The 25345-nt window shown below is 70.8% G+C and carries 22 protein-coding genes and 3 pseudogenes; 14 read left to right on the top strand and 11 right to left on the bottom strand.

Features of this window, described 5'->3' with window-relative positions; translation table 11 throughout:
* Window positions 1–41: 41 nt before the first annotated feature.
* Window positions 42–1904 carry an AAA family ATPase gene (locus tag QF027_RS09075; protein WP_306984360.1) on the bottom strand — a complete coding sequence of 621 codons (1863 nt, stop codon included), beginning with the start codon at window positions 1902–1904 and terminating at the stop codon, window positions 42–44.
* Window positions 1905–2336: 432 nt separating this feature from the next.
* A complete protein-coding gene (locus QF027_RS09070; RefSeq protein ID WP_307082328.1) occupies window positions 2337–2957 on the bottom strand; it encodes a uridine kinase family protein in 621 nt (206 codons plus the stop codon).
* Between the two features lie 233 nt (window positions 2958–3190).
* Between QF027_RS09070 and QF027_RS09065 the strand changes: the two genes are divergently transcribed.
* The 3 genes from QF027_RS09065 (at window position 3191) to QF027_RS09055 (ending at window position 5557) form a co-directional block, all read left to right on the top strand.
* Window positions 3191–4552 (top strand): peptidase C39 family protein, encoded by a 1362-nt coding sequence (locus QF027_RS09065; protein WP_307073873.1) that lies wholly within the window; start codon window positions 3191–3193, stop codon window positions 4550–4552.
* A 140-nt stretch (window positions 4553–4692) separates the two neighbouring features.
* Window positions 4693–4833: an SCO1431 family membrane protein gene (locus tag QF027_RS09060; protein ID WP_307073871.1), complete on the top strand. Its 141-nt coding sequence runs from the start codon at window positions 4693–4695 to the stop codon at window positions 4831–4833.
* A 64-nt stretch (window positions 4834–4897) separates the two neighbouring features.
* Window positions 4898–5557 carry a TetR/AcrR family transcriptional regulator gene (locus QF027_RS09055; protein WP_306984367.1) on the top strand — a complete coding sequence of 220 codons (660 nt, stop codon included), beginning with the start codon at window positions 4898–4900 and terminating at the stop codon, window positions 5555–5557.
* Window positions 5558–5613: 56 nt separating this feature from the next.
* Here the strand turns inward: QF027_RS09055 and QF027_RS09050 are convergent, their stop codons facing one another.
* Window positions 5614–6846 carry a glycoside hydrolase family 18 protein gene (locus tag QF027_RS09050; protein WP_307073869.1) on the bottom strand — a complete coding sequence of 411 codons (1233 nt, stop codon included), beginning with the start codon at window positions 6844–6846 and terminating at the stop codon, window positions 5614–5616.
* 343 nt (window positions 6847–7189) lie between these two features.
* On the opposite strand from QF027_RS09050, the gene QF027_RS09045 reads away from it, so the two are divergent.
* The 3 genes and pseudogenes from QF027_RS09045 to QF027_RS49570 form a co-directional block, all read left to right on the top strand.
* Window positions 7190–8362 carry an acyl-CoA dehydrogenase gene (locus tag QF027_RS09045; RefSeq protein WP_306984372.1) on the top strand — a complete coding sequence of 391 codons (1173 nt, stop codon included), beginning with the start codon at window positions 7190–7192 and terminating at the stop codon, window positions 8360–8362.
* Window positions 8363–8699: 337 nt separating this feature from the next.
* Window positions 8700–9833: pseudogene (locus tag QF027_RS09030) on the top strand (hypothetical protein).
* Between the two features lie 30 nt (window positions 9834–9863).
* A pseudogene (locus QF027_RS49570) lies at window positions 9864–10564 on the top strand (phosphotransferase family protein); the annotation flags it as partial.
* On the opposite strand, the pseudogene QF027_RS49565 reads toward QF027_RS49570, so the two are convergent.
* Window positions 10564–10695 (bottom strand): annotated as a pseudogene (locus QF027_RS49565) (FAD-binding protein); the annotation flags it as partial. The pseudogenes QF027_RS49570 and QF027_RS49565 sit on opposite strands and share 1 nt — an antisense overlap.
* 12 nt (window positions 10696–10707) lie before the next feature.
* Between QF027_RS49565 and QF027_RS09020 the strand changes: the two are divergent.
* On the top strand, window positions 10708–10875 hold the full coding sequence (locus QF027_RS09020; RefSeq protein ID WP_306984380.1) for a hypothetical protein: 168 nt from the start codon (window positions 10708–10710) through the stop codon (window positions 10873–10875).
* 10 nt (window positions 10876–10885) lie between these two features.
* Here the strand turns inward: QF027_RS09020 and QF027_RS09015 are convergent, their stop codons facing one another.
* The gene (locus QF027_RS09015; protein ID WP_306984381.1) at window positions 10886–11320 is read right to left on the bottom strand and encodes a hypothetical protein; all 435 of its coding nucleotides are present in this window, start codon (window positions 11318–11320) and stop codon (window positions 10886–10888) included.
* Between the two features lie 269 nt (window positions 11321–11589).
* On the opposite strand from QF027_RS09015, the gene QF027_RS09010 reads away from it, so the two are divergent.
* The 4 genes from QF027_RS09010 (at window position 11590) to fxsA (ending at window position 15746) form a co-directional block, all read left to right on the top strand.
* A complete protein-coding gene (locus QF027_RS09010; RefSeq protein ID WP_004002750.1) occupies window positions 11590–12030 on the top strand; it encodes an Lrp/AsnC family transcriptional regulator in 441 nt (146 codons plus the stop codon).
* Window positions 12031–12175: 145 nt separating this feature from the next.
* Window positions 12176–13762 carry an amidohydrolase gene (locus QF027_RS09005; protein WP_307073865.1) on the top strand — a complete coding sequence of 529 codons (1587 nt, stop codon included), beginning with the start codon at window positions 12176–12178 and terminating at the stop codon, window positions 13760–13762.
* A 550-nt stretch (window positions 13763–14312) separates the two neighbouring features.
* Complete coding sequence (locus QF027_RS09000; protein ID WP_306984386.1) at window positions 14313–15107, top strand: polyprenol monophosphomannose synthase; 795 nt, start codon at window positions 14313–14315, stop codon at window positions 15105–15107.
* Between the two features lie 72 nt (window positions 15108–15179).
* Window positions 15180–15746, top strand: a complete 567-nt coding sequence (gene fxsA / locus QF027_RS08995) for an FxsA family membrane protein (protein WP_307073864.1) — start codon at window positions 15180–15182, stop codon at window positions 15744–15746.
* Window positions 15747–15841: 95 nt separating this feature from the next.
* Here fxsA and QF027_RS08990 read toward each other — a convergent pair whose 3' ends face one another.
* The 4 genes from QF027_RS08990 to yczE form a co-directional block, all read right to left on the bottom strand.
* The gene (locus QF027_RS08990; RefSeq protein ID WP_003977404.1) at window positions 15842–16216 is read right to left on the bottom strand and encodes an RNA polymerase-binding protein RbpA; all 375 of its coding nucleotides are present in this window, start codon (window positions 16214–16216) and stop codon (window positions 15842–15844) included.
* Between the two features lie 267 nt (window positions 16217–16483).
* Window positions 16484–17839 (bottom strand): MFS transporter, encoded by a 1356-nt coding sequence (locus QF027_RS08985; protein ID WP_307073862.1) that lies wholly within the window; start codon window positions 17837–17839, stop codon window positions 16484–16486.
* 54 nt (window positions 17840–17893) lie between these two features.
* Window positions 17894–18661, bottom strand: coding sequence for a glycerophosphodiester phosphodiesterase (locus QF027_RS08980; protein ID WP_307073860.1), 768 nt, complete (start codon window positions 18659–18661; stop codon window positions 17894–17896).
* Window positions 18658–19347 (bottom strand): membrane protein YczE, encoded by a 690-nt coding sequence (gene yczE, locus QF027_RS08975; RefSeq protein WP_306984394.1) that lies wholly within the window; start codon window positions 19345–19347, stop codon window positions 18658–18660. The genes QF027_RS08980 and yczE overlap by 4 nt, the downstream gene beginning before the upstream one ends.
* Before the next feature lie 64 nt (window positions 19348–19411).
* Between yczE and QF027_RS08970 the strand changes: the two genes are divergently transcribed.
* Window positions 19412–20911 (top strand): SCO1417 family MocR-like transcription factor, encoded by a 1500-nt coding sequence (locus QF027_RS08970; RefSeq protein WP_307073858.1) that lies wholly within the window; start codon window positions 19412–19414, stop codon window positions 20909–20911.
* 103 nt (window positions 20912–21014) lie between these two features.
* Here QF027_RS08970 and QF027_RS08965 read toward each other — a convergent pair whose 3' ends face one another.
* Window positions 21015–22691: an ATP-binding cassette domain-containing protein gene (locus QF027_RS08965; RefSeq protein ID WP_307073856.1), complete on the bottom strand. Its 1677-nt coding sequence runs from the start codon at window positions 22689–22691 to the stop codon at window positions 21015–21017.
* 40 nt (window positions 22692–22731) lie between these two features.
* Window positions 22732–22926, bottom strand: coding sequence for a hypothetical protein (locus QF027_RS08960; RefSeq protein ID WP_067025805.1), 195 nt, complete (start codon window positions 22924–22926; stop codon window positions 22732–22734).
* A gap of 215 nt (window positions 22927–23141) precedes the next feature.
* Here QF027_RS08960 and QF027_RS08955 point away from each other — a divergent pair, with 215 nt between their 5' ends.
* Both QF027_RS08955 and QF027_RS08950 read left to right on the top strand, forming a co-directional pair.
* Window positions 23142–23534, top strand: a complete 393-nt coding sequence (locus tag QF027_RS08955) for an ankyrin repeat domain-containing protein (protein ID WP_306984400.1) — start codon at window positions 23142–23144, stop codon at window positions 23532–23534.
* 301 nt (window positions 23535–23835) lie between these two features.
* Complete coding sequence (locus QF027_RS08950; protein WP_307073854.1) at window positions 23836–25254, top strand: HEAT repeat domain-containing protein; 1419 nt, start codon at window positions 23836–23838, stop codon at window positions 25252–25254.
* The last annotated feature ends 91 nt before the right edge of the window (window positions 25255–25345 follow it).

Genomic DNA, 25345 nt, shown 5'->3' with positions numbered 1-25345 from the left:
CGAACTGCGCGCTCAGCCACGACGAGCCCGCAGCCGAACGGCTACATCGCCGACGGATCCTGCGGCCCCCGTCCCGACAAGACCTCCCCGTACGCCTGCATCAGGTCCGGCAACCGCAACGTCGACAAGTCGTCCCGGCTCAGCATCCCGGGATACGTCGACAACCGAAGATCCCGATACGCGCAGCTCTTCTCGTACAGCGTGCGCAGGAACCGCCCGTTGCCCAGTTCGTCGATCCATCCCTGGTCCACCACGTGCCCGGCGATGGAGCGCAGCTCGTCCAGCGCCTCCTCGTCCCAGACGTCGCCGTTCTCGGCCGCCAGCACCTCACCGATGGAGGTGAGTTCGAGCGGGCGGTACGACGGGAAGTCGACGCGGGTCGTGAAGCGGGACGACAGTCCGGGGTTCGCGGCCAGCAGGCGGTCCATGCCCTCCGGGTAGCCCGCCAGGATCACGACCAGGTGGTCCCGGTTGTCCTCGGCCCGCTTCAGCAGCACCTGGAGCGCCTCGTCGCCGTACGCGTCCCCCTTGCCGTAACCGGAGTTGGAGAGCGAGTACGCCTCGTCGACGAAGAGCACTCCGCCGAGGGCCGAGTCGATGAGTTCGTTGGCCTTCACCGCCGTCTGGCCGAGGTACTCCCCGACCAGATCCGCCCGCTGCGCCTCGACGAGATGGTCACCGCCGAGCAGTCCGAGGGCGTAGAAGACGCGGCCCAGGATGCGGGCCACCGTGGTCTTGCCGGTGCCGGAGGGGCCGGAGAAGACGAAGTGACGCTTGGGCGGCTGGACGGGCAGGCCCTGCCCGGTGCGCAGCCGGGCCATGTTCAATTGGGCGGAGAGCGCTTTGACTTGGCGCTTGACCGGTTCGAGCCCCACCATGCGCTCGAGTTCGGCGAGCGCCTCCTCCAGTAAGACGGGATCGGTGGGCCCGGCGGGCAGCGGCCCCACGGGTGGGCCGGACCTCTCGCGTCCTGCCGGGTCGGTCATCGAGGGCAGGGGACCGGTCGGCGGCTCCGGATCGGAGAGCTTCAGCTCCCGCCCCTCGATGCCGAACAGCGGATCCATCCCGTCGGGCCCCTCCAGCATGTCCTGCCCGAACCCGGTGAGCGTGATCGCGGCGAGGTCGGCGGAGTCGTCGTACCCGTCGCCCTCGGCGATCGCGGCGAGCCGGGCGGAGGTGTCCATGAAGGCGGGGTCGACGCGGTGCACGGCCCGGTACAGGGGGAGGGCGGCCGCGGATCGGCCCGTGCCCTCGTGCGCCCTGGCCAGCCAGTACCGCAGTTCCTTGCGCTGGGGCTGTTCGCTGCGGCAGCGCATCAGGGCCGCCGACAGCAGCGGTTCGGCCTGGCCGTACATCTCCAGGCGGACCCGGGCCATGCCGCCGAACAGTCCGGCCTCGATGCCGAGCATGGCGTCGTCGATCAGCGGGTCGGTGTGCCGGACCAGTTGTTCCCAGTCCTTGACGAGATAGGCACGGCAGGCGTGCAGGAAGCGGACCTGGTGGTCGGTGTCCACCGGGGGCAGGCCGGCGAGGGCCCGGTCCAGTTCGGGGACGTGGCGGCCGTCCAGCCAGTGCGAGGCGTGCGCGAGCAGCAGGTCACGCGGGCTCTCCAGCACCGGTTGCACCCACCAGCCCAGCCAGTACCAGGAGTTGAGGGTGCGCCGGTGCCGGGCGCGCTGTTCGCCGAAGCGCTCGCGGTGCCGGAACATCCGCAGCAGCGCGGTCGTCGTCTCGACGCGCAGCGCGTGCAGTCCGAGCCAGCCGTCGGCCATCCCGGGATCGATCCGCACCGCGGCCCGGAACTCCTCCTCGGCCTGCGGATAGGCGCCCATCGTGTAGGCGTCGACACCTCGCAGCCAGGCGAGGTCGGCCGGGGCCTCGGGGCCCTGCGTGCCGAAATCCATCACGTCCCCCACAAACCGTGCCCCCGTGGTTTCACCACCGGGCCGACGCCCGGTGGCCGCCTTCGTCCAAACGCTGTGCCGCGGACCGGAGTTGCAACAGTGCGCAGAGCAGTCGTCCGTAGGTCGCACCGAGGGCATCGTACCTGCGGTGGTGTCGCCCGCCGTAGGGTGCCGCACAGGCCGTTTGACGAGGTGGGAGCAGATGAGGCGCACCACCGATGGTGACCGAGCGTGAGCGAATCGCACCTCACGGCATCCGGGAATCCGTGTGAGGGCAGAACGAAGCCCCCGATCACGGGGGAACAACCGGGGGCTTCGCGACTGCGGGCGGCCTCGAACGGCCGCACATTCAGAACGTAAGACCTGTACGGCCCCTCGGTCAAGCGGAGTTGGGCGACTCAGGCAAGTTCCTACTCAGGGGTCTTCACGGGTTCAACACATCGCCGTTGGGTCGTCACCGTGGGTGACCTCGCGGTCTGGTCCAACGGTCCCTGCAGGCCCTTTGGTGATCACGTACCCCGTCCGGCACTGCCGTACCAGGAGATCGGCGAAGGGCCGGGAGGGGTCTTCGGCGAAATGCCGCTGTTCCGCTGCGACCCATCCCTCCCAGAACTCCCGCAGCTCCGCCCCGTCCCGGGAGCGGCCGCGTGCCCAGGACTCCTCAGGGGGCAGCTCCATCCACAGCAGCCGCGCCAGGTACGGCCGCAGCGCGCGGCGGCCTGCGCCGACCCCCTCCAGAAGGATCACCGGCGCGGGCGGCAGGGCGCGGGGCGGTCCGAAGCGGCGGGTGTGCCAGTCGTAGACGGCGTAGTGCGCGGTCTCGCCGTGGCCGAGCGGAGTGATCACCTCGCTCAGCAGCCGCCCGGTCCACTCGAACAGTTCGTCGTGGCTGGCGATGTCGTCGAGGCGCAGCACCGGCGCGCCGCCGAGGGCGTCGGCCAGGTGTCCGGCGAACGTGGACTTTCCGGAGCCGGCGTGCCCGTCGACGCCGATCAGACGGACCGGACCGCAGGACGGGGGCAGTCGGCGGAGCCGGGAGGCGAGGTCGTGGATGACGGTTCCTGGGGACGGGCGAAGAGGCGGACGGGGGGCGCGACCAGTCTAGTGACGGCCCGCCCCCGGCGGCGGAACCACAGGTTCCCAGGTCATGCCAGTGGACGAGACCAATATTCGTGGGCGTGGCATGGGCCGAAGTGCTGGCAGGAGCATGCCGCCTGATCCATAGTTGGCGCACAACCGTGCATTGGACCCGCCCCGACTCGGACACCCTGGGGGTCTTCCCACCCATGAGCAGAGCCGAACAGCCGTCCCGCAGAACCGTTCTGGCCGTCGCGGTCGCCGCCGCGGTGACCGGCAGCGCCGGCCCCGCGGCCGCTGCCGGCAGCGCGGCCGACGCGGCACCCGACGAGACTGCCGCCCGCCTGGTCGACAACCACGCCTGGACCACGTACAGCGACTGGCGCAGTGGCACCGCGAAGGGCACCCGTGCCGTCGCCGGCAGCCGCCCCGGCGTCGTGATCGGCGCCCCCGCGGGCACCACCGAGTACACCGACCCGCACACCGGGACCACCGCCACCTGGGAGTACGCGACCTGGACCTCCCCGGTCCACGAGCTCGCCGTGCCCTCGACCGAGGTGATCGCCTCCTGGAACGCCCGCACCCCGGCCGGCAGCTGGATCCAGATCGAGCTCCAGGGGACGTACTCCGACGGCACGGCCACCCCCTGGTACGTGATGGGGCGCTGGGCGGCCGGCGACGGGGACATCAAGCGCACCTCGGTCGACGACCAGACCGACGACAAGAGCACGATCTGGACGGACACCTTCGCCATCGACGACCCGTCGACCGGACTGCGCCTGGTGTCGTACCGGCTGCGGCTGACCCTGTACCGCAAGCCCGGCGCGAAGACCACACCGACCGTCTGGCGATTGGGCGCGATGGGCTCGGACGTCCCCGACCGCTTCACCGTCCCGGCCTCCGCGCCCGGCCTCGCCCGGGAGCTGATCGTCCCGCGCTACTCGCAGGAGATCCACGCGGGTCAGTACCCGGAGTACGACAACGGCGGCGAGGCCTGGTGCAGCCCCACCTCCTCGCAGATGATCATCGAGTACTGGGGCGGCCGGCTCACCGATGAGCAACTGGCCTGGGTCGACCCGTCGTACGCGGACCCGCAGGTCTGCCACGCGGCCCGGTACACCTACGACTACCAGTACGCGGGCTGCGGCAACTGGCCGTTCAACGCGGCCTACGCGGCCACCTTCAAGGACCTGCAGGGCGTGGTGACCCGGCTCGGCTCGCTCACCGACCTGGAGACGCTGATCGCGGCCGGTATCCCGGCCATAACGTCCCAGTCGTTCCTCAAGGAGGAGCTCACCGGGGCGGGTTACGGCACCTCCGGTCATCTGATGACCGTCATCGGCTTCACCGCCGAGGGCGATGTGATCGCCAACGACCCGGCCTCGCCCAGCGACGCGGCGGTGCGGCGCGTCTACAAGCGGCGCGAGTGGGAGAGCATCTGGCTGCGCACCAAGCGGTACAACGCCAGTGGCAAGGTCGTCTCCGGTACCGGAGGCGTCTGTTACCTCTACTTCCCCGCCCGTCCGACCGCGCGCCAGCGCAAGGCGCTCGCGGCGGTGGGTGTGCGCTGAACCGCCTCGGTACGGCCCCCGGCGTCTGCCGGGGGCCGTTCGCTGTGACCAAGGTCTCGGCCGCAAAAGCGACCGGGAGTGGCAAGGTGGACGAATCGGCGGGGGACTCCGCCCAGCACACCCGAGATCAGCGAGACGCCATGACCGCACACTCAGCCACAGCCGCCCGCGCCCGTACCGGCGGCCCCCAGGACGACGGTCCGAAGATCCTCGAACATGTCGCGGGCTGGACCCTCGTCGCCGTGATCGCGATGCTGGTCACGCAGCTCGGTCTGCTGTGACCTGATCGGCGTTGACTGACATACTGCGGATGTCCCGCCGCCAGCCCGAGACCAGGGTCGAAATGTGAATATCAGTGATCAGCGTGAAGCCCGGCCGCGGGTGCGCGGCACCGAGCGCTCGGTCGCTCGTCGCGCCGAACTCATCGCCATCGGGCGCAAGTTGTTCGCGGACACGTCCTACGACGCGCTCTCCATGGATGACATCGCCCGCCAGGCGCATGTCGCCAAGGGGCTGATCTACTACTACTTCCAGTCCAAGCGGGGCTACTACCTGGCGATCATCCAGGACTCCGTCGCCGACCTGGTCACCTACGCGGCGAGCGGCCTCGAAATGGAGCAGGTGGACCGCGTCCACCGCACTCTGGACAGCTATCTGCGCTACGCCGAGCACAACCAGGCGGCCTACCGCACCGTCGTCAGCGGCGGTGTCGGTTTCGACTCCGAGGTGCACGCCATCCGGGACGGGGTGCGCGACGCGATCGTCGCGACGATCGCCGAAGGGGCGTACGGCCGTACCGACATCTCTCCGCTGGCCCGCATGGGCCTGCTCGCCTGGGTGTGCAGCGTCGAGGGCGCCACCCTCGACTGGATCGACGGGCCGCCCCAGCTCTCCCGCGACACCATGCGCGAACTCCTGGTGAAGACGCTCGGAGCCTCGATGCGCGCCATCGAGGAGATGGATCCGACCCATCCGGCTCCGGCACCGGCCCGCCGGGACGGCTGACGACCGGTTGGGGCGGAGGCTCGTGGTCCCCCGCCCCAAGTCCTGCTCGGGTCCGGCTAGTTGATCGCCCTGATCAGCTCTCCGCCCGAGGTGTCGCCGCTCAGCTCCCAGAAGAACGTGCCGCCCAGGCCCTGCTGGTTCTTGTACGTCATCTTCGTCGCGATGGTCGCGGGGGTGTCGTAACTCCACCAGTCGTTCCCGCACTTGGCGTACGCCGTGCCGCCCACCGTTCCCGTCGCCGGGCACTTGGACTTCAGCACCTTGTAGTCGTCGATGCCCTGTTCGTAGGTGCCTGCCGCCGGGCCCGTCGCGCTGCCGCCGGGCGCCGCCTGGGTCACGCCGGTCCACCCGCGGCCGTAGAAGCCGATGCCGAGCAGCAGCTTCGACGCCGGGATGCCGAGCCCCTTGAGCTTGGCGATGGTGGCCGAGGTGTGGTAACCCGCCCTCGGGATGCCGGAGTAGGAGTTCAGCGGGGAGTGCGGGGCCGTCGGGCCGGACGCGTCCCAGGCGCCGAAGTAGTCGTACGTCATCGGGTTGTACCAGTCGACGTACTGTGCCGCGCCCGCGTAGTTCGCCGCGTCGATCTTGCCGCCGGCCGTGGCGTCCGCGGTGATCGCGGCGGTGACCAGCGATCCGCTCCCGAACTTCGAACGCAGCGCCGCCATCAGGTTCTTGAACGCCTCCCTGCCGCTGGTGTCACAGGTGTTGCCGCAGGCGTTCGGGTACTCCCAGTCGATGTCGATGCCGTCGAAGACGTCCGCCCACTTGGAGTTCTCGACCAGGTCGTAGCAGGACTGCGCGAACGCGGCCGGGTTGCGGGCGGCCTCGCCGAAGCCGCTCGACCAGGTCCAACCGCCGAACGACCAGAGGACCTTGAGGCCGGGGTGCTTCTTCTTCAGCTCGCGCAGCTGGTTGAAGTTGCCCCGCAGCGGCTGGTCCCAGGTGTCGGCCACGCCGTCCACGGACTCGGCCGCGGTGTACGTCCGGTCGGTCGCCGCGTAGGCGTCGCCCATCGCGCACTTGCCGCCGGTGACGTTGCCGAAGGCGTAGTTGATGTGGGTCAGCTTCGCCGCCGAGCCGGAGGTCTCGATGTTCTTGACGAAGTACTTGCGGTCGTAGGTGCCCCATTCGGTGAAGTAGCCGACGACCTTGGAGCCGGCGGCCTTCGGGCTTGCCTGAGGCGCGGCGGCGGTGGCGCTGCTCGCGCCCGCCAGCAGGCCCGCGCCGAGGACCGCGCAACACGCGGCGGAGATCAGCGCCCGGAAACGGGCGCGGTGGGGAAAGTGCATCGGTGTCTCCTCGTGGGGGAGAGGGGAACGCCAGCCGATTGGCATGAACGCGGAAAAGCGTTGCCGGAACAGTAGGAGGACTAGACCACCACGTCAATGGTTCGGACCAATTCGGGGTCGATTCCTCGGCGACTGTCAGTGCCCTGGGATATCTTGAAGTGAGCGGTCGTTAACCAGTGACCGGATGTCTCCGATCGGGCATACTCACAGGACGCAGCCGCTGGTCAGCAGCTTCCGTGACCCGGGAGACGCGAGCAGCGAACGGCGTCCAGTGATACCGGCGGAGCCGTCCCACCCCACGGCGTGCGTCCGTCAGCGCCCCTACAGGGAGGAGAGCGTCGCCATGCCCGACCGCGCCCCGCAGCCGGTGGACCGGCAACTGCCCACGGACGAGGCCCGGGATCTGATCTCGCTCGTCCGCGACATCGCGCAGCACGAGATCGCCCCGAAGGCGGCCGAGGAGGAAGGCGCCGGGCACTTCCCGCGCGAGGTCTTCACCCTGCTCTCCCGGACCGGCCTGCTCGGTCTGCCCTACGCCTCCGAACACGGCGGCGCGGACCAGCCGTACGAGGTCTACCTCCAGGTCCTCGAGGAACTCGCCGCCGCCCGCCTCACCGTCGGCCTCGGTGTCAGCGTGCACACCCTCGCCTCCTACGCGCTCGCCACCTACGGCACCAAGGAACAGCAGGTCGAGCACCTGCCCGCGATGCTCGGCGGCGGACTGCTCGGCGCCTACTGCCTCTCCGAGCCCTCGTCCGGTTCGGACGCGGCCTCGCTGCGCACCAGAGCGGTCCGGGACGGCGACGACTGGGTGATCACCGGCACCAAGGCCTGGATCACGCACGGCGGCGTCGCCGACTTCTACACCGTCATGGCGCGCACCGGCGAGGAGGGGCCACGCGGGATCACCGCGTTCCTGGTGCCCGCCGACGCGGAGGGCGTGAGCGCCGCGGCGCCGGAGAAGAAGATGGGCATGAAGGGCTCGCCCACCGCCCAGGTCCACTTCGACGGTGTGCGGGTCCCGGACGGCCGGCGCATCGGCGACGAGGGGCAGGGCTTCGCGATCGCCCTGTCCGCGCTCGACTCAGGGCGGCTCGGCATCGCGGCCTGTGCGATCGGAGTGGCGCAGGCGGCCCTCGACGAGGCGGTGGGCTATGCCACCGGGCGGCAGCAGTTCGGGCGGCCGATCGCCGACTTCCAGGGGCTGCGCTTCATGCTCGCCGACATGGCGACCCAGATCGAGGCGGGCCGGGCGCTGTACCTCGCGGCGGCGCGGCTGCGCGACGCAGGACGGCCCTTCGCCAAACAAGCGGCCATGGCCAAACTGCACTGCACCGACACCGCCATGAAGGTCACCATCGACGCCGTCCAGGTCCTCGGCGGCTATGGCTACACCACGGACTTCCCGGCCGAGCGGTACATGCGCGAGGCCAAGGTCCTGCAGATCGTCGAGGGCACCAACCAGATCCAGCGGATGGTCATCGCCCGTCACCTAGCGGGTCCGGAGACCCGCTGAACTGACCCGGTCTGACCTGCGGCGCCGCGAGCCGGACCCACTCCGGATCGTGGCGTCCCGGAAGGGTCCGGCCGCGGTTGGCCCAGGTGCGCAACAGGTCGCGGTAGATGGGCGGGTCCTGGGGTGGCGGCGGAGCCGGGCGGAAGGGGGACGGAGCCGACGGAACCGATTCTGCGACCGGTGCATACGTACGGGTCATACCGGGGCAACGCGGAAGCCGGTGGCCGGGTCACCGCTCCTCGCAATCGAGAGTGAGTTCGCGGACGTCCGGCCGGACATCTGGCCACTCACAGCGGTCTGGCATACCGTCAGCCAACTGTCGGCAGGGAGGTTGGCCATGACCGACGACCGCCCCGTACCGCTCGACGAGTACCCCGTGCACCAGGCGCCCCTGCCCATGAAGTACGTCGCGACGGGGGACCGCAACGCTACAACCGCTGCATCTTCCACGTCCTCGACCACGACGGACGCGCCCTGTTGATCCTCGGGCTCGGTGTGTACCCGAACCTCGGGGTGATCGACGACGAGGATGCGCAGCGGGCCGAGCCAGGTTCGTCCGTGAGTCGTCCCGCAGGGCGTCCGAGGCGCGCACCGCGTGCAGGATCTCGCCGAGGCGCAGGGTCGCGTAGGCGGACTTCGCGTTGAGCTGCGAGGCGGCCCCCGACGACCCGGACGGGCTGTCGTACGAGATCAACTGGAGTGCCGACTTCCCGGCGCTCTGGGAACCGCACCACCTCCAGCGGCGGGGCGGCCGGCTCACCCTGGAGGGAAGGCGGTTCGCGCAGGCCGGTCACTGTGACGGCTGGATCCGGGTGGGCGGGCGCGAGCTGCGTGTGCGGGGCTGGACCGGGACCCGGGACCGCAGCTGGGGTGTGCGGCCGATGCCGGGGGAGGAGGGCGGCCGGCTCGCCGAGGAGCATCCGACCGCGGGCTTTCACTGGATCTGGTGCCCGGTCGGTTTCGAGGACCGCTTCCTCATGGTGATCGTCCAGGAGGACGCCGACGGCCACTGCTCGCTCAAGGACGCGACTCTGGTCCGCCCCGGCCACCGTGACCGCCAACTCGGCTGGCCCCAGCCCGAGATCACCTACCGCTCCGGCACCCTCCCCCACGCTCGAAACGAGCGCGCGCGGGGGCACCCCCATCCCGGAACGCGCCCTGATCCACCTCGGTGACATCCGCAAGCCCATGGAGCTGGAGGTGGAGGTCCTCACCTCCTCACCGCTCGCGCTCGGCACCGGTTACCCGCCTGCCGACGACTGGCGGCACGGCACCTGGCAGGGCCGCGACTGGACCGACCGCCGGGACCTACGATCTCGCCGAGCCGCACCCCCTGGCCGCGTTCGGCGTCACCGACCACGCGGCCCGCTTCCGGCTGGACGGCCGGATCGGCCACGGCATCATCGAGCACGGATCATTCGGACGGCACGACCCGAGCGGCTTCACCGGCTTCGACTCGGTGGCTCCGTGAGGCAGTCCCGGAGACAAGGGAGTTGACGACGTGGCCACGGCACCCCGCCCCCGCACCATCACCCGCGACCCCGAGGAGCTCGCCCACCGTCTCACCGCCTGGCTCGGCGCCCGCCTGTCCGGCGCGAAGGCCGTCGGCGTGACGGTCCCCGCCTCGAACGGCCTGTCCAGCGAGACCCTGCTCTTCGACATCCAAAACCCCGAACCGCCCCTGCGGTCCTGCGCGTTGCGGCTCCCAGCGGATCCGTCGGCGTACACGGTCTTCCCGGTCTACGACATGGTCCGCCAGTTCCGCACGATGGAAGTGGTGGGCCGCCTTTCGGACCTTCCCGTCCCGAAGGCGCAATGGCTGGAGGAGGACCCGGCCCGCTCGGGGCACCGTTCTTCGTCATGGAGCGCGTGCGGGGGCGCGTACCGCCGGATGTCATGCCCTCCACCTACGAGGGCAACTGGCTGCACGCCGCGAGCGACACCGAACGCGAACACCTCGAGACCGCCACGGTCGGGCTGTTGGCACGCCTTCACGACCAAGTCCCGGTGCGAGAAGCGGAGTTCCTGGAGCTGCCCGGCGAGGACCACGCGCTGCGCCGCCATGTCACCGCCCAACGCGCGTACTACGACTGGGTGGTGGACGGACTCGACCGCTCACCCCTCATCGAGCAGGCCTTCGACCGGTTGGAGCAGCTCTGGCCGCCCGACCCGGGGCCACCCGTCCTCAACTGGGGCGACGCGTCCGCGCCGTGCTCGGCGGCGGTCAGGGCGGCCATGGTGCCGGCGGTGCCGCCGCCGATGACAAGGACGTCGCAGGTGAGTTCCTCGGCGTCGGTCGGGTCGAGGCCTGCTATGCCCAGCTCACCGGCCACACACCGCGCGACATGGACTTCTTCACGCTGTACGCCGCGTTGCGGCACGCGATCGTCATGCTGCGCATCGCCCACCGCCAGGCGTTCTTCGGCGAGGTGGACCTCCCGGCGGACCCGGACACACTGATCCTGCACCACGGCAGCCTGCGAGCCATGGCGCAGGGCAGCTACTGGGACTGAGCGAGACGGATCAGGCGGCCTGACGGCGCATCACCGGCACGCGCATGGGGCGCGAACCCGGGCCACCGACGTGCGAGAACGGCTGGGTCCGCCAGTCGAGTCCCTGAGGGAGCGTCAACAGGAGCGCGGTGTCCTGCTCCTGGGGCTCCGCCGTCTCGTCCGCCGACCGGGCCTCGGAGGCCTTGCGGCCCGTACCGGCGCAGACCGTGAGGCCGAAGGGGTTCCACGGCGAGGCGCACAACGCGTGCTCCGGCAGCACCTCCTCGTCCGCCAGCAGGGCGATGGGCTGCGCGCAGTCCGGGCAGATCACCCGGTACATCTCGAAGGTGTCGTACGCGTCGAAGTCGTCGTCGAGAGCGTCGGGTTCGACGCCCTCCGGCTCGGACTGGACAACCGCCTGGAGGCGCTTGGGCGCGGTACGACCAGGACGCTGAAGACTCTGCATTGGGTTCTCCCCCTCGGGCTGGGCCGTGAAGGCGCTGCGGCCTCGACCACAGCAAGCACTTCCCGTCCCGTCATCGCGGTAATCACGAGAACATCACGGAGGCCGTTCGGCGGGTGTGGCCTTCGTCACATGCCGCTCGCAGATGCCCGTGGCGGTCGCTTTGTCCCCTCAGGCGGCTCACAGGCATCTCTCGGTCACATCACGAACCGGGCATGACCTGGGGCGCTCAGCTATCCGAGGAGATCAGGCGCACTGTAGGTTCTTGCGTCATGGAGGAGCTGGACCGACAAATCGTGCAGCTGCTCGTCAAGGACGGGCGAATGAGTTACACGGACCTGGGCAAGGCCACGGGCCTGTCCACCTCGGCCGTGCACCAGCGGGTGCGACGGCTGGAGCAGCGTGGTGTCATCCGCGGGTACGCCGCGGTGGTCGACCCCGAGGCGGTGGGCCTGCCCATGACCGCCTTCATCTCGGTGAAACCGTTCGACCCCAGCGCCCCCGACGACATCGCGGACCGCCTGGCCGGCGTCCCCGAGATCGAGGCGTGCCACAGCGTGGCGGGCGACGAGAACTACATCCTGAAGGTTCGCGTGGCGACCCCGCACGAACTGGAGGAGCTGCTGGCGCGGCTCAGGAGCCTGGCGGGGGTCTCGACGCGTACGACGGTGGTCCTGTCGACCCCGTACGAGGCAAGGCCACCGCGCATCTGAACCGACGAGGACTGCGCCGACTCAGGGGCGCGGGGCTGTGTCGATATGCGGCTCCGCCGCGTGGGCGCGACCGGCCGCAACGAACCGGTACAAGCGATACCACCCGCAGCCCCACGGCGGGATGCCCCCTGAAACACTGTCCCCCATGAGTCAACAGCAGACCGTCCTCCTCCGCCGAGGCGAAGTCCACAGCCCCGCCGACCCTTTCGCCACCGCGATGGTCGTCGAGCGTGGACAGGTGGCCTGGGTCGGTTCTGAAGGCGCCGCCGACGCCTTCGCGGACGGCGTCGACGAGGTGGTGGACCTGGACGGCGCTCTGGTCACCCCTGCGTTCACCGACGCACATGTGCACACAACCGCCACGGGCCTGGCCCTCACCGGCCTGGACCTGTCCGCCGCACCTGATCTGCCCACCGCCCTGGCCCGCGTACGAGACTTCGCCGCCGCCCGCCCCGACGACCACGTCCTCCTGGGCCACGGCTGGGACGCCTCCCGCTGGCCCGACAACCGTCCTCCCGCACGCGCGGAACTCGACGAGGCCACAGGCGGTCGCCCCCTCTATCTGAGCCGCATCGACGTCCACTCGGCGGTGGCGACGACGGCACTGCTCGACATGGCGTCCCTCGGAGCGGTGGACGGTCCTCTGACGGCCGACGCCCACCACGCGGTCCGCTCCAAGGCGCTCGCCTCCGTCTCCCCGGCCCAGCGCGCGGAAGCGCAGCGCGCCGCCCTCGCCCACGCCGCCTCCCTCGGCATCGGCACGCTTCACGAATGCGCAGGCCCCGAGATCTCCTCCGAGGACGACTTCACCGGGCTGCTGAGGCTCGCGGGCCAGGAGCCGGGCCCGAGGGTGGTGGGCTACTGGGCCGAGCAGGACGTCGACAAGGCACGGCAACTCGGTGCGCTCGGCGCCGCCGGAGACCTCTTCGTCGACGGCGCCCTCGGTTCCCACACGGCGTGCCTGCACGAGCCGTACGCCGACGCCGACCACACCGGGATCGCCTACCTGGACGCCGCCGCCGTGGCCGACCATGTCACCGCCTGCACCGAGGCGGGCCTGCAGGCCGGCTTCCACGCGATCGGCGACGCGGCGGTGGGCGCGGTGGTCGAGGGCGTCCGCGCCGCCGCGGAGAAGCTCGGCCTCGCCCGGGTCCGTGCCGCCCGGCACCGCGTCGAGCACGTCGAGATGCTCACCCCCGAGGCCGTCGCCGCCTTCGCCGAACTCGGTCTGACCGCCTCCGTCCAGCCCGCCTTCGACGCCCTGTGGGGCGGCGAGGAAGGCATGTACGCCCGGCGCCTGGGCCGGGAGCGGGCGAGCCGCCTGAACCCCTTCGCGGCCCTCCTGCGCGCCGGTGTCCCGCTCGCCTTCGGCTCCGACAGCCCCGTCACCCCCCTCGATCCGTGGGGCACGCTCCGCGCGGCCGCCTTCCACCACACCCCCGGGCACCGCGTCTCCGTACGCGCCGCCTTCACCGCGCACACCCGCGGCGGCTGGCGGGCGATCGGCCGGGACGACGCGGGAGTCCTGGTGCCCGGTGCCCCCGCGGACTACGCCGTGTGGCGCACCGACGAACTGGTCGTGCAGGCCCCCGACGACCGGGTCGCCCGCTGGTCCACCGACCCTCGCTCCGGCACCCCCGGTCTGCCCGACCTGACGCCGGGCCGTGACCTCCCCGTCTGCCTGCGGACCGTGGTCGGCGGACGGACGGTCTTCGTACGGCCGGGCGAGTGATCTCCGGGGTGGCGGGGCCCGGATCGCCCGCCGCCGGGCTCTCGTGCGACCTGCGCATCCTCCGCTCTGACCAGGGCGTTGGCGACAGACGTGCAGGTCAAACGACTGTTGACAGCCGACGGCAGGGGGCCGGTAGGTTCGGCCGGGTCCACCACCGGACGCCCGACCGGGGAATCTCCGCCCAGTCGCCGCAGCGCCGCTGGGTCAGGGACGGTGTGCCGCACCGGAACACCGTCACTGGGAGCCAGGCCCAGCGCTCGCGCCACGGCGAGGGGACGTTCCGTCCGGCCGGGGAGGTGTGACCCGGGTGGGGCCCGGGAGCTCAGTAGACAACGGCTTTCGGTCGACCCGCAGCCAGCGGGCCCCAGGTCGGCCCGAAGGGCGCCGGGCCCCCATCCGCAGCGAGGGCGGCGATTCCGCCACGGTGGCCGAAATTATGAGTCTTACCCCACTCTTGAGAAAACGACACCAGCATACGAACGCCTGGTCACGTCACCGCAGGCCGTGCGCACTATGGTGGACGCCTGCGCAATGACTCGAAGGGGCAGCAGTGAACGACGGCGACGGGACCCTCACGGGCCAGGAGAGGCGATTCGGCCCGCTCGGCACGGCGTTGGTGATCATTCCGACCTTCAACGAGGCGGAGAACATCAAGGCCATCGTCGGCCGGGTGCGCAAGGCCGTCCCGGAGGCCCACGTCCTCGTGGCCGACGACAACAGCCCCGACGGCACCGGCAAGCTCGCCGACGAACTGGCCGTCGAGGACGATCACGTCCAGGTGCTGCACCGCAAGGGCAAGGAGGGCCTCGGCGCGGCCTATCTCGCGGGCTTCCACTGGGGCCTGGAGCACGGCTACGGCGTCCTGGTCGAGATGGACGCCGACGGCTCCCACCAGCCCGAGGAACTGCCCCGCCTGCTGACCGCCCTCAAGAACGCCGACCTGGTCCTCGGCTCCCGCTGGGTGCCCGGCGGCCGGGTCGTGAACTGGCCCAAGTCCCGCGAGTACATCTCCCGCGGCGGCAGCCTCTATTCACGCGTGGCCCTCGACCTTCCGCTGCGTGACATCACCGGCGGCTACCGCGCCTTCCGCCGCGAGACCCTCGAAGGCCTCGGCCTCGACGACGTCGCCTCCCAGGGCTACTGCTTCCAGGTCGACCTCGCCCGCCGCGCGGTCAAGGCCGGTTACCACGTCGTCGAGGTGCCGATCACCTTCGTGGAGCGCGAACTCGGCGACTCCAAGATGAGTCGCGACATCCTCGTGGAGGCCCTGTGGCGGGTCACCACCTGGGGTGTGGGGGAGCGGGTCGGCAGGCTCACAGCGCGGGGAAAGCGCGCACAGCCGTAGTCCTACGGCCTCACAGCCGCGGCTGATCGTCCCCTTATCCCGTGCTGAGCCGCACCCAGGCACACTGGACGTATGACGACAGGCGCTCCGACTCCCACGTACCCCGCCCGGCCCCGCCGCTCCCGTACGCGCACCTTCCTGCCGCTGGGCCTCGCCGCCTGGCTGGTGCTGGAGATCTGGCTGCTGACCGTGGTCGCGGGCGCGACGAGCGGATTCGCGGTGTTCTTGCTGCTGGTCGCGGGCTTCGTGCTCGGCTCGGTGGTCATCAAGCGGGCCGGCCGCCGCGCCTTCCGGAACCTGAACGAAGCGCTCCAGCAGGGCGGGGCCCCCTCGAGCTCCAACAGCAGTGGCAACGGCCTGATGATGCTGGGCGGCCTGCTCCTGATGATCCCCGGACTGATCTCCGACGCCGTGGGCCTGCTCCTGCTGATCCCGCCGGTCCAGAAGGCCATCGGCCGGTACGCCGAGCGCACCTTCGACCGCAAACTGCGCCAGGCCGCTCCGGGCACCCTGGGCGATGCCTTCCAGCAGGCCCGTATGCAGTGCCCCGACGGCAAGGTGGTCCAGGGCGAGGTCATCGTCCGGGACGAGCCGGGCGACGACACCCCGCAGGAGTCACGACCGCCGCTCACGCGCTGAGGCGGTCGCGGGCAACCGTGGGCAGCACAAACCGCGGGCGCGGTACGTGAATCACGTACCGCGCCCGCGGTTACTTGTATGCGCTGTGTTCCAGCTCAGGCCGACTTGCGGCTGTCCCGGGGATGAACAGCGATGTTCATCGCGCCGGAACGCAGAACCGCCAGACGCTCCTCGAGGACCTCTTCGAGTTCCTCTCGGGTGCGTCGCTCCATCAGCATGTCCCAATGCGTACGCGCGGGCTTGGCCTTCTTCTCTTCAGGGCCGTCACCGTCCACGAGGAGTGCCTGGGCCCCGCAGACCTTGCACTCCCACTCCGGCGGGATCTCCGCCTCGACCGAGAAGGGCATCTCAAAGCGATGTCCCTTCTCGCATGCGTACTCCACGGCCTGGCGCGGGGCCAGGTCGATGCCGCGGTCCGTCTCGTAGCTGGTCACCACGAGGCGCGTGCCGCGAAGAGCTCGCTCACTCATGAATCGTGCCTCCCGGGCTTGTCGCCCACAGGACAGGTGTCGCTGTCGTCGTCATCCGGTCAACGTCCGGTCGGCGGTAAAGATTCCCGTTCCGGGTCCCGTCCCGGGCAATGCGTCGCCGTCGTAGCCGCCCCTTGTTGTACCCACCAGTGCCCGGTTTGTCACATCTGCTAACAGAAGTCACCCAGCGTTTCGGCATCTTTGACGAGCAGTAACGGTACGCCTGGCAGGCCAAACGCGTACACTACAGCGCTTTGGTGTTGAACGCTAAATCCTTTCGGGTACGGGATTGCCCGCGTCGCTGATCGCCCGCCGCACCGGAACCCGTGCGAGCAGGGCGAATCCGATGACGAAGAAGGCCACCAGCGAGATGATCGCGTCCCGATAACTTCCGGTTACCTGGTACGTGATCCCGAACAGGAGCGGGCCCAGCCAGCTCATGCCGCGGTCGCTCATCTCGTACGCCGAGAAGTATTCGGCCTCCTTGCCGGGCGGGACGAGATGCGAGAACAGGGAGCGGGACAGGGCCTGGCTGCCGCCGAGGACGAGTCCGATGCCGGAAGCCAGGACGAAGAACCACACAGGTGCGCCGGCGGGCAGGAAGTATCCCGCGCCCAGGACCACCGCCCAGGCGACCAGGGATCCGAGGATCGTGCGCTTGACCCCGTACACCCGGGCGATCCTGCCGAGCGCCAGCGCCCCCGCCACCGCGAGCACCTGGACCAGGAGCACGGCCGCGATGAGCGTCGACTGCCCGAGACCCAGCTCTTCCGAGCCGTAGATCGACGCCTGGGAGATCACGGTCTGGATGCCGTCGTTGTAGACGAGGTAGGCGAGCAGGAAGGCGAGGGTGAGCGGGTGGCGGCGCATGCCGCGGACGGTGGCCGCGAGCTGCCGGAAGCCGGGTGCCGTCGCTTCCGTCGGTCCTTCTTGGAGGGAGCGGCGATCCCGCAGCCGTCGTAGCGGAATCAACGCGAAGGCGCCCCACCACAGCCCGGCCGAGGCCAGACAGATGCGGACCGCGGCACTCTCGGAGAGGCCGAAGGAGTCGTGGGCCGTGTAGAGAACGAGGTTCGCGACCAGGACCAGGGCGCCCGCCGCGTAGCCGAAGGCCCAGCCCTTGGAGGAGACGGCGTCGCGTTCCTCGGGCGGGGCGATCTGCGGGAGGTAGGAGTTGTAGAGCATGCTGCCGACGGCCGCCGCGGCGTTCGCGACGACCAGCAGGACTCCGCCGAGGAGATACCGGTCGCCGCCGAGGAAGAACATGCCGGTCGTCGCGGCGGCCCCGGTGTAGGCAGCGGCCGCCAGGAGGGGCTTCTTGCGGCCGCTGCGATCGGCGGCGGCCCCCACCAGAGGCATCACCAGCACGGCCACGATCACCGACAGGGACACCGAGTAGGCGAAGAAGGAGCCGGCCCGCACCGGGACGCCCAGTGGATGGACGTAGCCGTCCGGGTCCGCCGCGTTCTTGGCGACCGACGTCAGATAGGGGCCGAGGAACACGGTGAGCACGCTCGTCGAGTAGACGGAGCACGCCCAGTCGTAGAAGTACCAGCCGCGCTGCTCGCGCCGCCGGTCGGCGGCCTCGTCCGCCGAGCCCGCCCGCACGGTGTCCATGCCCACCCGTGCCCTCGCTTCCCCGTGAAGGTGCCGTGCGCGGCCCGGGGACGGGACGGGTCAGACCCAGACGCCCCGCTCCTCCATGACCTTGCGCAGTGTGTCGATGTGATCGGTCATGATGCCATCGACGCCCAGGTCCAGAAGCCGGTGCATGCGATCGGGTTCGTTGATGGTCCACACGTGCACCTGCAGCCCGCGCGCGTGGGCGGCGCGCACGAAGCGGTGGTCGACCACCTGGATGCCGGACTGGGCCTCGGGCACCTGTGCGGCGACGGCCGAGCGGCGCAGTGCCGCCGGGACTCCCCACGAGCGCAGCCGCAGGTTCAGCACACCCCGGGTGCCGTACGACGTCGCCAGGCGCGGCCCGGCCAGCCGCTGGGCGCGCATCACCCGGGCCTCGGAGAACGAGCCGACGCAGACGCGGTCCCAGGCGTCGGTGCTCTCGATGAGGTCCAGGAGCGGCTGGAGGGTGGGCCCGGCCTTGATGTCGACGTTCCAGCGGGCCTTGGGAAAGGTCTCCAGGAGCTCCTCGAACAGCGGTACCGGTTCCTTGCCCGCCACACGCGCGTGCCGTACGTCCGCCCAGGGCAGGTCGGCTATCCGGCCCGCCCCGTCGGTCACCCGGTCCAGGGTCGCGTCGTGGAAGGCGACCAGCTTGCCGTCCGCGGTGGCGTGGACGTCGGTCTCCAGGTACCGGTAGCCCGCCTCGACCGCCCGCTGGAACTGGAACGCGGTGTTCTCCAGGCCGTCCGCCGCTCCGCCCCGGTGGGCGAAGGGGATGGGGCCGGGATGGTCGAGGTAGGGGTGGCGTATCCGCGAGGTCACGGACGCAGTATTGCTCCCCGCGGTTGCCCGGTGGCAACGACCGTGCTGCCGTCGGATGCCGGAAGGACGGCGAACACGCGCAGGAAGAGCTGGGCGAGGGGGCCGATGGAGACCGCGTAGAGGACGGTTCCGATGCCGATGGTGCCGCCGAGGGCGAATCCCGTGACCACGACCGCCACTTCGACCGCGGTCCGCATCAGCCGGATCGAGCGTCCCGTCCGCCGGTGCAGCCCGGTCATGAGACCGTCCCTGGGGCCCGGCCCGAAGTGGGCGGCGATGTAGAGGCCGGTGGCCACTCCGTTCAGGACGATGGCGGCCAGCAGGAGAGGGATCCGTACCGCGAGACCATGCGCGTCGGGGACCGCGGCGAGGGTGGCGTCCATGGCGATGCCGACCACGAAGACGTTGGAGACCGTGCCGAGGCCCGGCCGCTGGCGCAGCGGGATCCACAGGAGCAGTACCGCCGCGCCCACGATGATCGACACGACACCGATGGACAGGCCCGTCAGCTCGGCGAGGCCCTGGTGCAGCACGCCCCAGGGCTCAAGTCCCAGGCCCGCCTCGACGAGCAGCGCCGAGCTGGCCCCGTAGAGGGCGAGTCCGGCGTACAGCTGGATCAACCGTCGTCCGAGACGGCTCTGCGTGGACAAGGCGGGTCCCCCTGTGGTGGTAGTGGCCTGACGCATGACACCCTGTGGCTTGGGATGACACGCCATCCATGGCCAATTCGGGGAAGGTGGACTGATTTCAGTGGCGCAGTGGACCTCGGCGGTGGGTGCGGCGCAGCTCGCCCGGCTGCTCAACTCCCAGCAGGACCGTCCGGCGGGCCCCGGCACGCGCCGCCCGCCGGCCTACCGTGCGCTCGCCGACGGCATCCGCCTGCTGGTCCTGGAGGGCCGTGTGCCGGTGGCAGCCCGCCTGCCCGCGGAACGCGAACTGGCCCTCTCCCTGTCCGTCAGCCGTACGACCGTGGCGGCGGCCTACGAGGCGCTGCGGGCCGAGGGTTTCCTGGAATCCCGGCGCGGCGCGGGCAGCTGGACGGCGGTCCCGGCCGGCAACCCCCTCCCGGCGCGCGGCCTGGAACCCCTCCCTCCCGAGGCCCTCGGCTCGATGATCGACCTGGGCTGCGCGGCACTGCCCGCGCCGGAGCCGTGGCTGACGCGGGCGGTGCAGGGGGCCCTGGAGGAACTGCCGCCGTACGCCCACACGCACGGCGACTACCCGGCTGGTCTTCCGGCCCTGCGGACGATGATCGCCGAGCGGTACACCGCGCGCGGAATTCCGACGATGCCCGAGCAGATCATGGTCACGACCGGGGCGATGGGCGCGATCGACGCGATCTGCCATCTGTTCGGTGGCCGGGGCGAGCGCATCGCGGTGGAGTCCCCGTCGTACGCGAACATCCTTCAGCTGATGCGGGAGGCGGGCGCCCGGCTCGTGCCCGTCGCGATGGCGGAGGGGCTGACCGGCTGGGACGTGGACCGCTGGCGGCAGGTGCTGCGGGACGCGGCACCGCGGATCGCCTACGTCGTCGCCGACTTCCACAATCCGACCGGTGCGCTGGCCGACGAGGACCAGCGGCGGCGGCTGGTGGAAGCGGCAAGGTCCGCGGGGACCGTGCTGGTGGCCGACGAGACGATGACCGAGCTGTGGCTGGACGAGGACGTCTCGATGCCGCGGCAGGTCTGCGCGTTCGACCCGGCCGGCTCGACCGTGGTCACCGTCGGCTCGGCCAGCAAGGCGTTCTGGGCGGGGATGCGGATCGGGTGGGTGCGGGCGGCGCCGGACGTGATCCGCAGCCTGGTCGCCGCGCGCGCCTATGCCGACCTGGGCACGCCCGTGCTGGAGCAGCTGGCCGTGAACTGGCTGTTCAGCACCGGGGGGTGGGAGCAGGCCGTGGAACTGCGGCGCGGACAGGCCCGGGAGAACCGGGACGCGCTGGTGGCGGCGATGCGCAAGGAACTGCCGTCGTGGGAGTTCGAGGTGCCGCAAGGTGGCCTGACGCTGTGGGTGCGGGCCGGCGGGCTGTCCGGCTCACGACTGGCTGAAGTGGGCGAGCGGGTGGGCGTACGGGTGCCGTCGGGGCCGCGGTTCGGGGTCGACGGGGCCTTCGAGGGTTATGTGCGACTGCCGTTCACCGTCGGGGGAGCGGTGGCCGATGAGGCCGCGGCGCGGCTGGCCGCGGCGGCGCGGGTGGTGGAGAGCGGCGGGTCCGGGGGCGGGGAGGCGCCGCGTACATTCGTCGCGTGAACGGAGCGGGCGGCTGGTCGGGGTGGTCGCGGCCTCGGCGCTGTGCGACTGACGGCAACTGCACCTGCCCAGGGGCGCGGGAAACTGCGCGATCAGCTGCTGGTCACGGCGCTTCCGCGGCCAACGCCTTCGGCTCCGCTCCCGAGGGAACCGCCTTCGGCTCCGCTCCCGAGGGAACCGCCTTCGGCTCCACTCCCGAGGGGACCGACTCCCGTTCGGCTTCCGAGGGGACCGGCTCCGCTTCCGAGGGGACCGTCTCCGCGTCGGCCGGAGTCGTCCGCGCCGGCAACAGCGCCAGCACCGCCTGCCGGTCCGCCTCGCTCGTCGCGTCGTCGTACGGGTCCGGAGTCGTCGGCACCTGGAGACGATGGACCGGCCCCGTCCCCAGACGGGCGTACCCGCGGCCGGGCGGGAACTGCGCCGTCGGGGTCGTGTGCGGGGGCGCCCCCAGGAACGCCTCCAGCTGGTCCGGCGTCGCCGGGCCCAGCACGACACGCGCGCGCGTGTGCTGCCGTACGGGATCGCTCAACGCCTCCGCGCTGTCGAACTGCTCGGCCACCACCACCGTGACATTCGCCGCACGACCGTGCCGAAGGGGGACCTGGAGCAGGGACTGCGGATCCTTGCGGCCGTCCGCGGCGGCCAGGTGGGTGAAGGCGCTCGGGCGGTCGAGGAGGATCCACAGCGGACGCTTGGTGTCGTCCGGCGAGGGCCGGCCGGCCTGACGGGCCCGGTTGGTCGCGATGAGACGGCGTTCCGTCTCGGTCGCCGCCCACTCCAGGCTCGCCAGTGCTCCCGCCAGTCCGGACTCGACCGCGAGGACCCCGTCCCGCCCGGTCAGGCACGCGTACTCGCCGGTGCCGCCGCCCTCGACGATGACGACATCGCCGTACTGAAGGGCCTGGAGCGCGATCGAGCGCAGCAGGGTCGAGGTGCCGCTGCCCGGCTGGCCCATGACCAGCAGGTGCGGTTCGGTGGAGCGGATGCCGGTGCGCCAGACGACCGGCGGGATGTCGCGCTGTCCGTCGCCGTAGCCGAGCGGCAGGGTGCGCTGGACCTGGGTGGGGTCGGTGAAGCCGAGGACCGTCTCGCCCGGGGCGGTGACGAAACGCTGGGCGGCGATGTCGGTGGGCAGCGGGGCGAGGACGGTGACCGTGAGCTGGTTGCCCTCCTCGTCCCAGGCGAAGTGGTACTCGCGGCCGCGGCCCGACTTCGTGTGCAGCAGCTGCTCGACGCGGGCCCGGGCCTCGGCCTCGCCGTCGGCGAAGTACGCCGGGTAGCGGATCAGCAGGTGGGTGATGCGACCGGTGCCGTCGAAGTCGTACGCGGGGAAGGCCTTCTCCCACTCGCCGCCGTGCGCGTACAGCGGGGCCGGGTCCTCGGCCACCGAGAAGTACGGGACGAGCGCTTCGTACAGAGACTGGAGGCGCTGTGTCTGCGACTCGTCGGGTCCTTCCGGCTCCGGCGGCTTGCGGTCCCGGCCCTGCCAGGCCGCCGCCGCCATCAGGCTGATGACGGCGAGCAGCGGACCGTACGGAACGAGCGCCACGACCAGGACCACCGAGGCCACCAGGAACAGCAGCGGCCCGCGCTTGTCCTTGGGGGCCTCGGTCCACGTGCGCCGCCCGGCCGAGGCCAGCCGGCGCAGACCGCGTGTCATCGTGATCAGCGGGTGGAGGACGTCGGTGGCGCTGTCCGCCGCCGTCCGGGCCAGCTCCCGGCTCCGGGCGATCTGCGCGCTGCCTGTGCTCAGGATGCGGGGGAGGGGGCGGCGGGCCACTGCTGTCTCCTGGAGGTGCGTACGGACGGGAGGGGCGGCGTCAGAACTTGATGCCGCCGAGGAGGCTCGCCAGGCTCTCGCCGCCGGCCTTGATGCTCGGGGCGATGGCGGTGCTGGCCAGATAGAAGCCGAACAGCACCGAGATCAGGGCGTGCGAGGCCTTGAGCCCGTCCTTGCGGAAGAAGATGAAGACGACGATGCCGAGCAGTACGACGCCCGAGATGGAGAGGATCATTTGGTGCTCCTGGTTCGTGGGGACAGTCACCATGAGTACTTCCAGGATCACAGCATGTATCCATACGACAAAAGGTGCAAATGGATGAATTTCTTGTGATTTCACTTGGTTGGCAGCGTCGTGGTGTTCTTACGTCCGGCACTTCGGGTCATGTGCCGCGGGAGCCAGTACCCTTGCGATTCACCTGAACGGTTGTATGAGAGGCGGATCGGCCGATGACTGAAGCCCCCGACCCCGAGGTCGTGGAGCTGGCGACCAAGATCTTCGATCTGGCCCGACAGGGACAGACCGAGGCGCTCGTGGCGTACGTCGACGCGGGTGTTCCCGCAGGCCTCACCAACGACCGCGGGGACTCACTCGTGATGCTCGCCGCCTATCACGGTCACGCTGACGCGGTGCGTGCGCTCGTCGCCCGCGGGGCGGCGGCCGGCGGCGTCAACGACCGGGGGCAGACGCCCCTCGCCGGGGCTGTCTTCAAGGGCTCCGCGGACGTCATCAAGGCCCTGTTGGAGGGTGGCGCCGATCCGGCCGAGGGCACCCCCTCGGCCCTCGACACGGCCCGGATGTTCGGCAGGGCGGAACTGCTCGAATTGTTCGGCGCACACTGACACGTATGTTCTGACCAGCGAAAACACTGATAACGGGGGAGGCGGTACAGGGCCGCCGAAATTTCGGTCGCGGCAGACGGAAGTGCCGAGTCATCATGACGTCGTGGTTCACGGACGTGATGGCAGGGCAGGTGATGCCGCACCGCGCGGACCGTGATGCGGGTCCGCATGGGCCACCGACGAGAGGCAGAGGAAGATGGCTTACAGCAAGCAGGAAACGGCGGGCGCCCCGACGTGTTGTCACGCGGCCAGGTAATGCACGTCCCCGGTTGCGTCGACGCTTGATGTGAGGCTGTTTCCCATGTTCGATCCGGTCATAGCGCCCAGCGGTACGCTGCTCGGCCTGCTCCAGCGGGGCCGCGGCGACGGCACACTGCACGCACTCACCGCCCCGCGCGCCGAGGCGCTCGCGGCCCTGAATCACTGCGTGCTGCGCGATCCCCGCCACGACTGGCAGGTGGAGAACCGCTCGCTGTACTACGCCCGCCTTTTCCTCGATCTCAATGGCGAGCTGGACGAGATCGAGGCGCATCTCTTCGAGGTGGACGACGTCTTCGACACCGAGGAGTCGCGCACGGGTCTCGCCCTGGCCGTCCTCGGCCACCTCGCCTCCTACGGCAGGCGCGACGCGCTCGAACTGCTGCGCAGGTACGCCGCCTCGGGCTCCAACTGGGCCTGGGCACTGGACGAACTGGCACTGCGGGACGACGACGCCGGTCTGCGTGCCCTCGCCGCGCCCGTGCTCGCGCGCTTCGCCACCGATCCCGAGGGCGAGGCCGAGCTGGCCGCAGTCGTCCGCGACGCCTTCGAACCGAGGCCGTGGCGGCTGTGGGCCGACGATCCCCGCGAATCCGTCTCCACGCGTGTGCGTGCCGCTCAGGAGGCCGGCTGTTTCGACCGCTGGCAACGCCAGATGAGACCCGCCGGGCCCCGCCCCGGGTGGAGTGTTCAGGCCGTCTTCGAGTGGGCCCAGCAGGGGATCGAGCGGGGCGCCGCGTTGTATGTGCCTGCTGCCCGTTGTCTGTCCGCCGTCGCGGGCCCCGAGGACCGGCCCGAGATTCTCGCGGCAGCCAAGGACGGCACCGACGGGGCCCGGTCCACCGCTCTGCGCCATCTCGCCGACAGCAACGATCCCGACGCCTTCGATCTGATCGAGCTGGCCGTTGTCACCGGCTCACCGGTCGTCGTGGAGGCCGCCCTCGACTCGTTCGAACGCATGCGCAGTATCGCCGCCGTCGACCGCGCGCGTGGCTGGGCCCGACGGCCCGATCCGCTGGGCGCCTCCGCCGGACGCATGCTCGCCTGCCTGGGTGGCGCCCAGGACCGGGACCTGGTGCTCGCGGCCCTGCGGGAGGCTGTACGGGGCGAGGGCCCCGACGCACCCACCCTGTGGACCCTCGTCGACGGCACCGGACGCCTCGGCATCGCCTGCGCCGCGCCCGTGCTGCGCCACATCTACCGGGAGACGGCCTCCTCCCATCTCCGTGGCCGCGCCGCCCGCGCGCTCGCCGCCACCGACCCCTCCTTCGCCACCGGCTTCGCCGTCGAATGCCTCTGGGACTGCGAGGAGACCACCCGCGAGATCGCCGCCCGGCACGCCGAGACCGGAGACGCCCGGGTCGTCGAGCGACTGCGCCGGCTGGCCGCCGATCCGGCCGAGGAGGCCGAGGTCCAGACGGCCGTCCGCAGCCGTATCGGACCGGACACCGCGGCCATGTGAAACCACCCTCGGGTGTGCAGCTCGGGGCCCTGTCACACCCGCCCGGTGAACTCGGGGTGACTCGCGGGTCAGGTCGGCATGGACACGGCCT

The sequence above is a fragment of the Streptomyces canus genome (genome assembly GCF_030816965.1).
GTDB lineage: Bacteria > Actinomycetota > Actinomycetes > Streptomycetales > Streptomycetaceae > Streptomyces > Streptomyces canus_E.
Note: the sequence above shows the minus strand (reverse complement) of the source record. Positions and strands in the feature narration are given on the sequence as shown.

Excerpts from the sequence above, each read along its gene's own strand:
- QF027_RS09075 (WP_306984360.1), bottom strand. The coding sequence starts at position 1,904 with ATGGATTTCGGCACGCAGGGCCCCGAGGCCCCGGCCGACCTCGCCTGG.
- QF027_RS09065 (WP_307073873.1), top strand. The coding sequence starts at position 3,191 with ATGAGCAGAGCCGAACAGCCGTCCCGCAGAACCGTTCTGGCCGTCGCG.
- QF027_RS09060 (WP_307073871.1), top strand. The coding sequence starts at position 4,693 with ATGACCGCACACTCAGCCACAGCCGCCCGCGCCCGTACCGGCGGCCCC.
- QF027_RS09050 (WP_307073869.1), bottom strand. The coding sequence starts at position 6,846 with ATGCACTTTCCCCACCGCGCCCGTTTCCGGGCGCTGATCTCCGCCGCG.
- QF027_RS09045 (WP_306984372.1), top strand. The coding sequence starts at position 7,190 with ATGCCCGACCGCGCCCCGCAGCCGGTGGACCGGCAACTGCCCACGGAC.
- QF027_RS09020 (WP_306984380.1), top strand. The coding sequence starts at position 10,708 with ATGGACTTCTTCACGCTGTACGCCGCGTTGCGGCACGCGATCGTCATG.
- QF027_RS09015 (WP_306984381.1), bottom strand. The coding sequence starts at position 11,320 with ATGCAGAGTCTTCAGCGTCCTGGTCGTACCGCGCCCAAGCGCCTCCAG.
- QF027_RS09010 (WP_004002750.1), top strand. The coding sequence starts at position 11,590 with ATGGAGGAGCTGGACCGACAAATCGTGCAGCTGCTCGTCAAGGACGGG.
- QF027_RS09005 (WP_307073865.1), top strand. The coding sequence starts at position 12,176 with ATGAGTCAACAGCAGACCGTCCTCCTCCGCCGAGGCGAAGTCCACAGC.
- fxsA (WP_307073864.1), top strand. The coding sequence starts at position 15,180 with ATGACGACAGGCGCTCCGACTCCCACGTACCCCGCCCGGCCCCGCCGC.
- QF027_RS08990 (WP_003977404.1), bottom strand. The coding sequence starts at position 16,216 with ATGAGTGAGCGAGCTCTTCGCGGCACGCGCCTCGTGGTGACCAGCTAC.
- yczE (WP_306984394.1), bottom strand. The coding sequence starts at position 19,347 with ATGCGTCAGGCCACTACCACCACAGGGGGACCCGCCTTGTCCACGCAG.
- QF027_RS08960 (WP_067025805.1), bottom strand. The coding sequence starts at position 22,926 with ATGATCCTCTCCATCTCGGGCGTCGTACTGCTCGGCATCGTCGTCTTC.
- QF027_RS08955 (WP_306984400.1), top strand. The coding sequence starts at position 23,142 with ATGACTGAAGCCCCCGACCCCGAGGTCGTGGAGCTGGCGACCAAGATC.
- QF027_RS08950 (WP_307073854.1), top strand. The coding sequence starts at position 23,836 with ATGTTCGATCCGGTCATAGCGCCCAGCGGTACGCTGCTCGGCCTGCTC.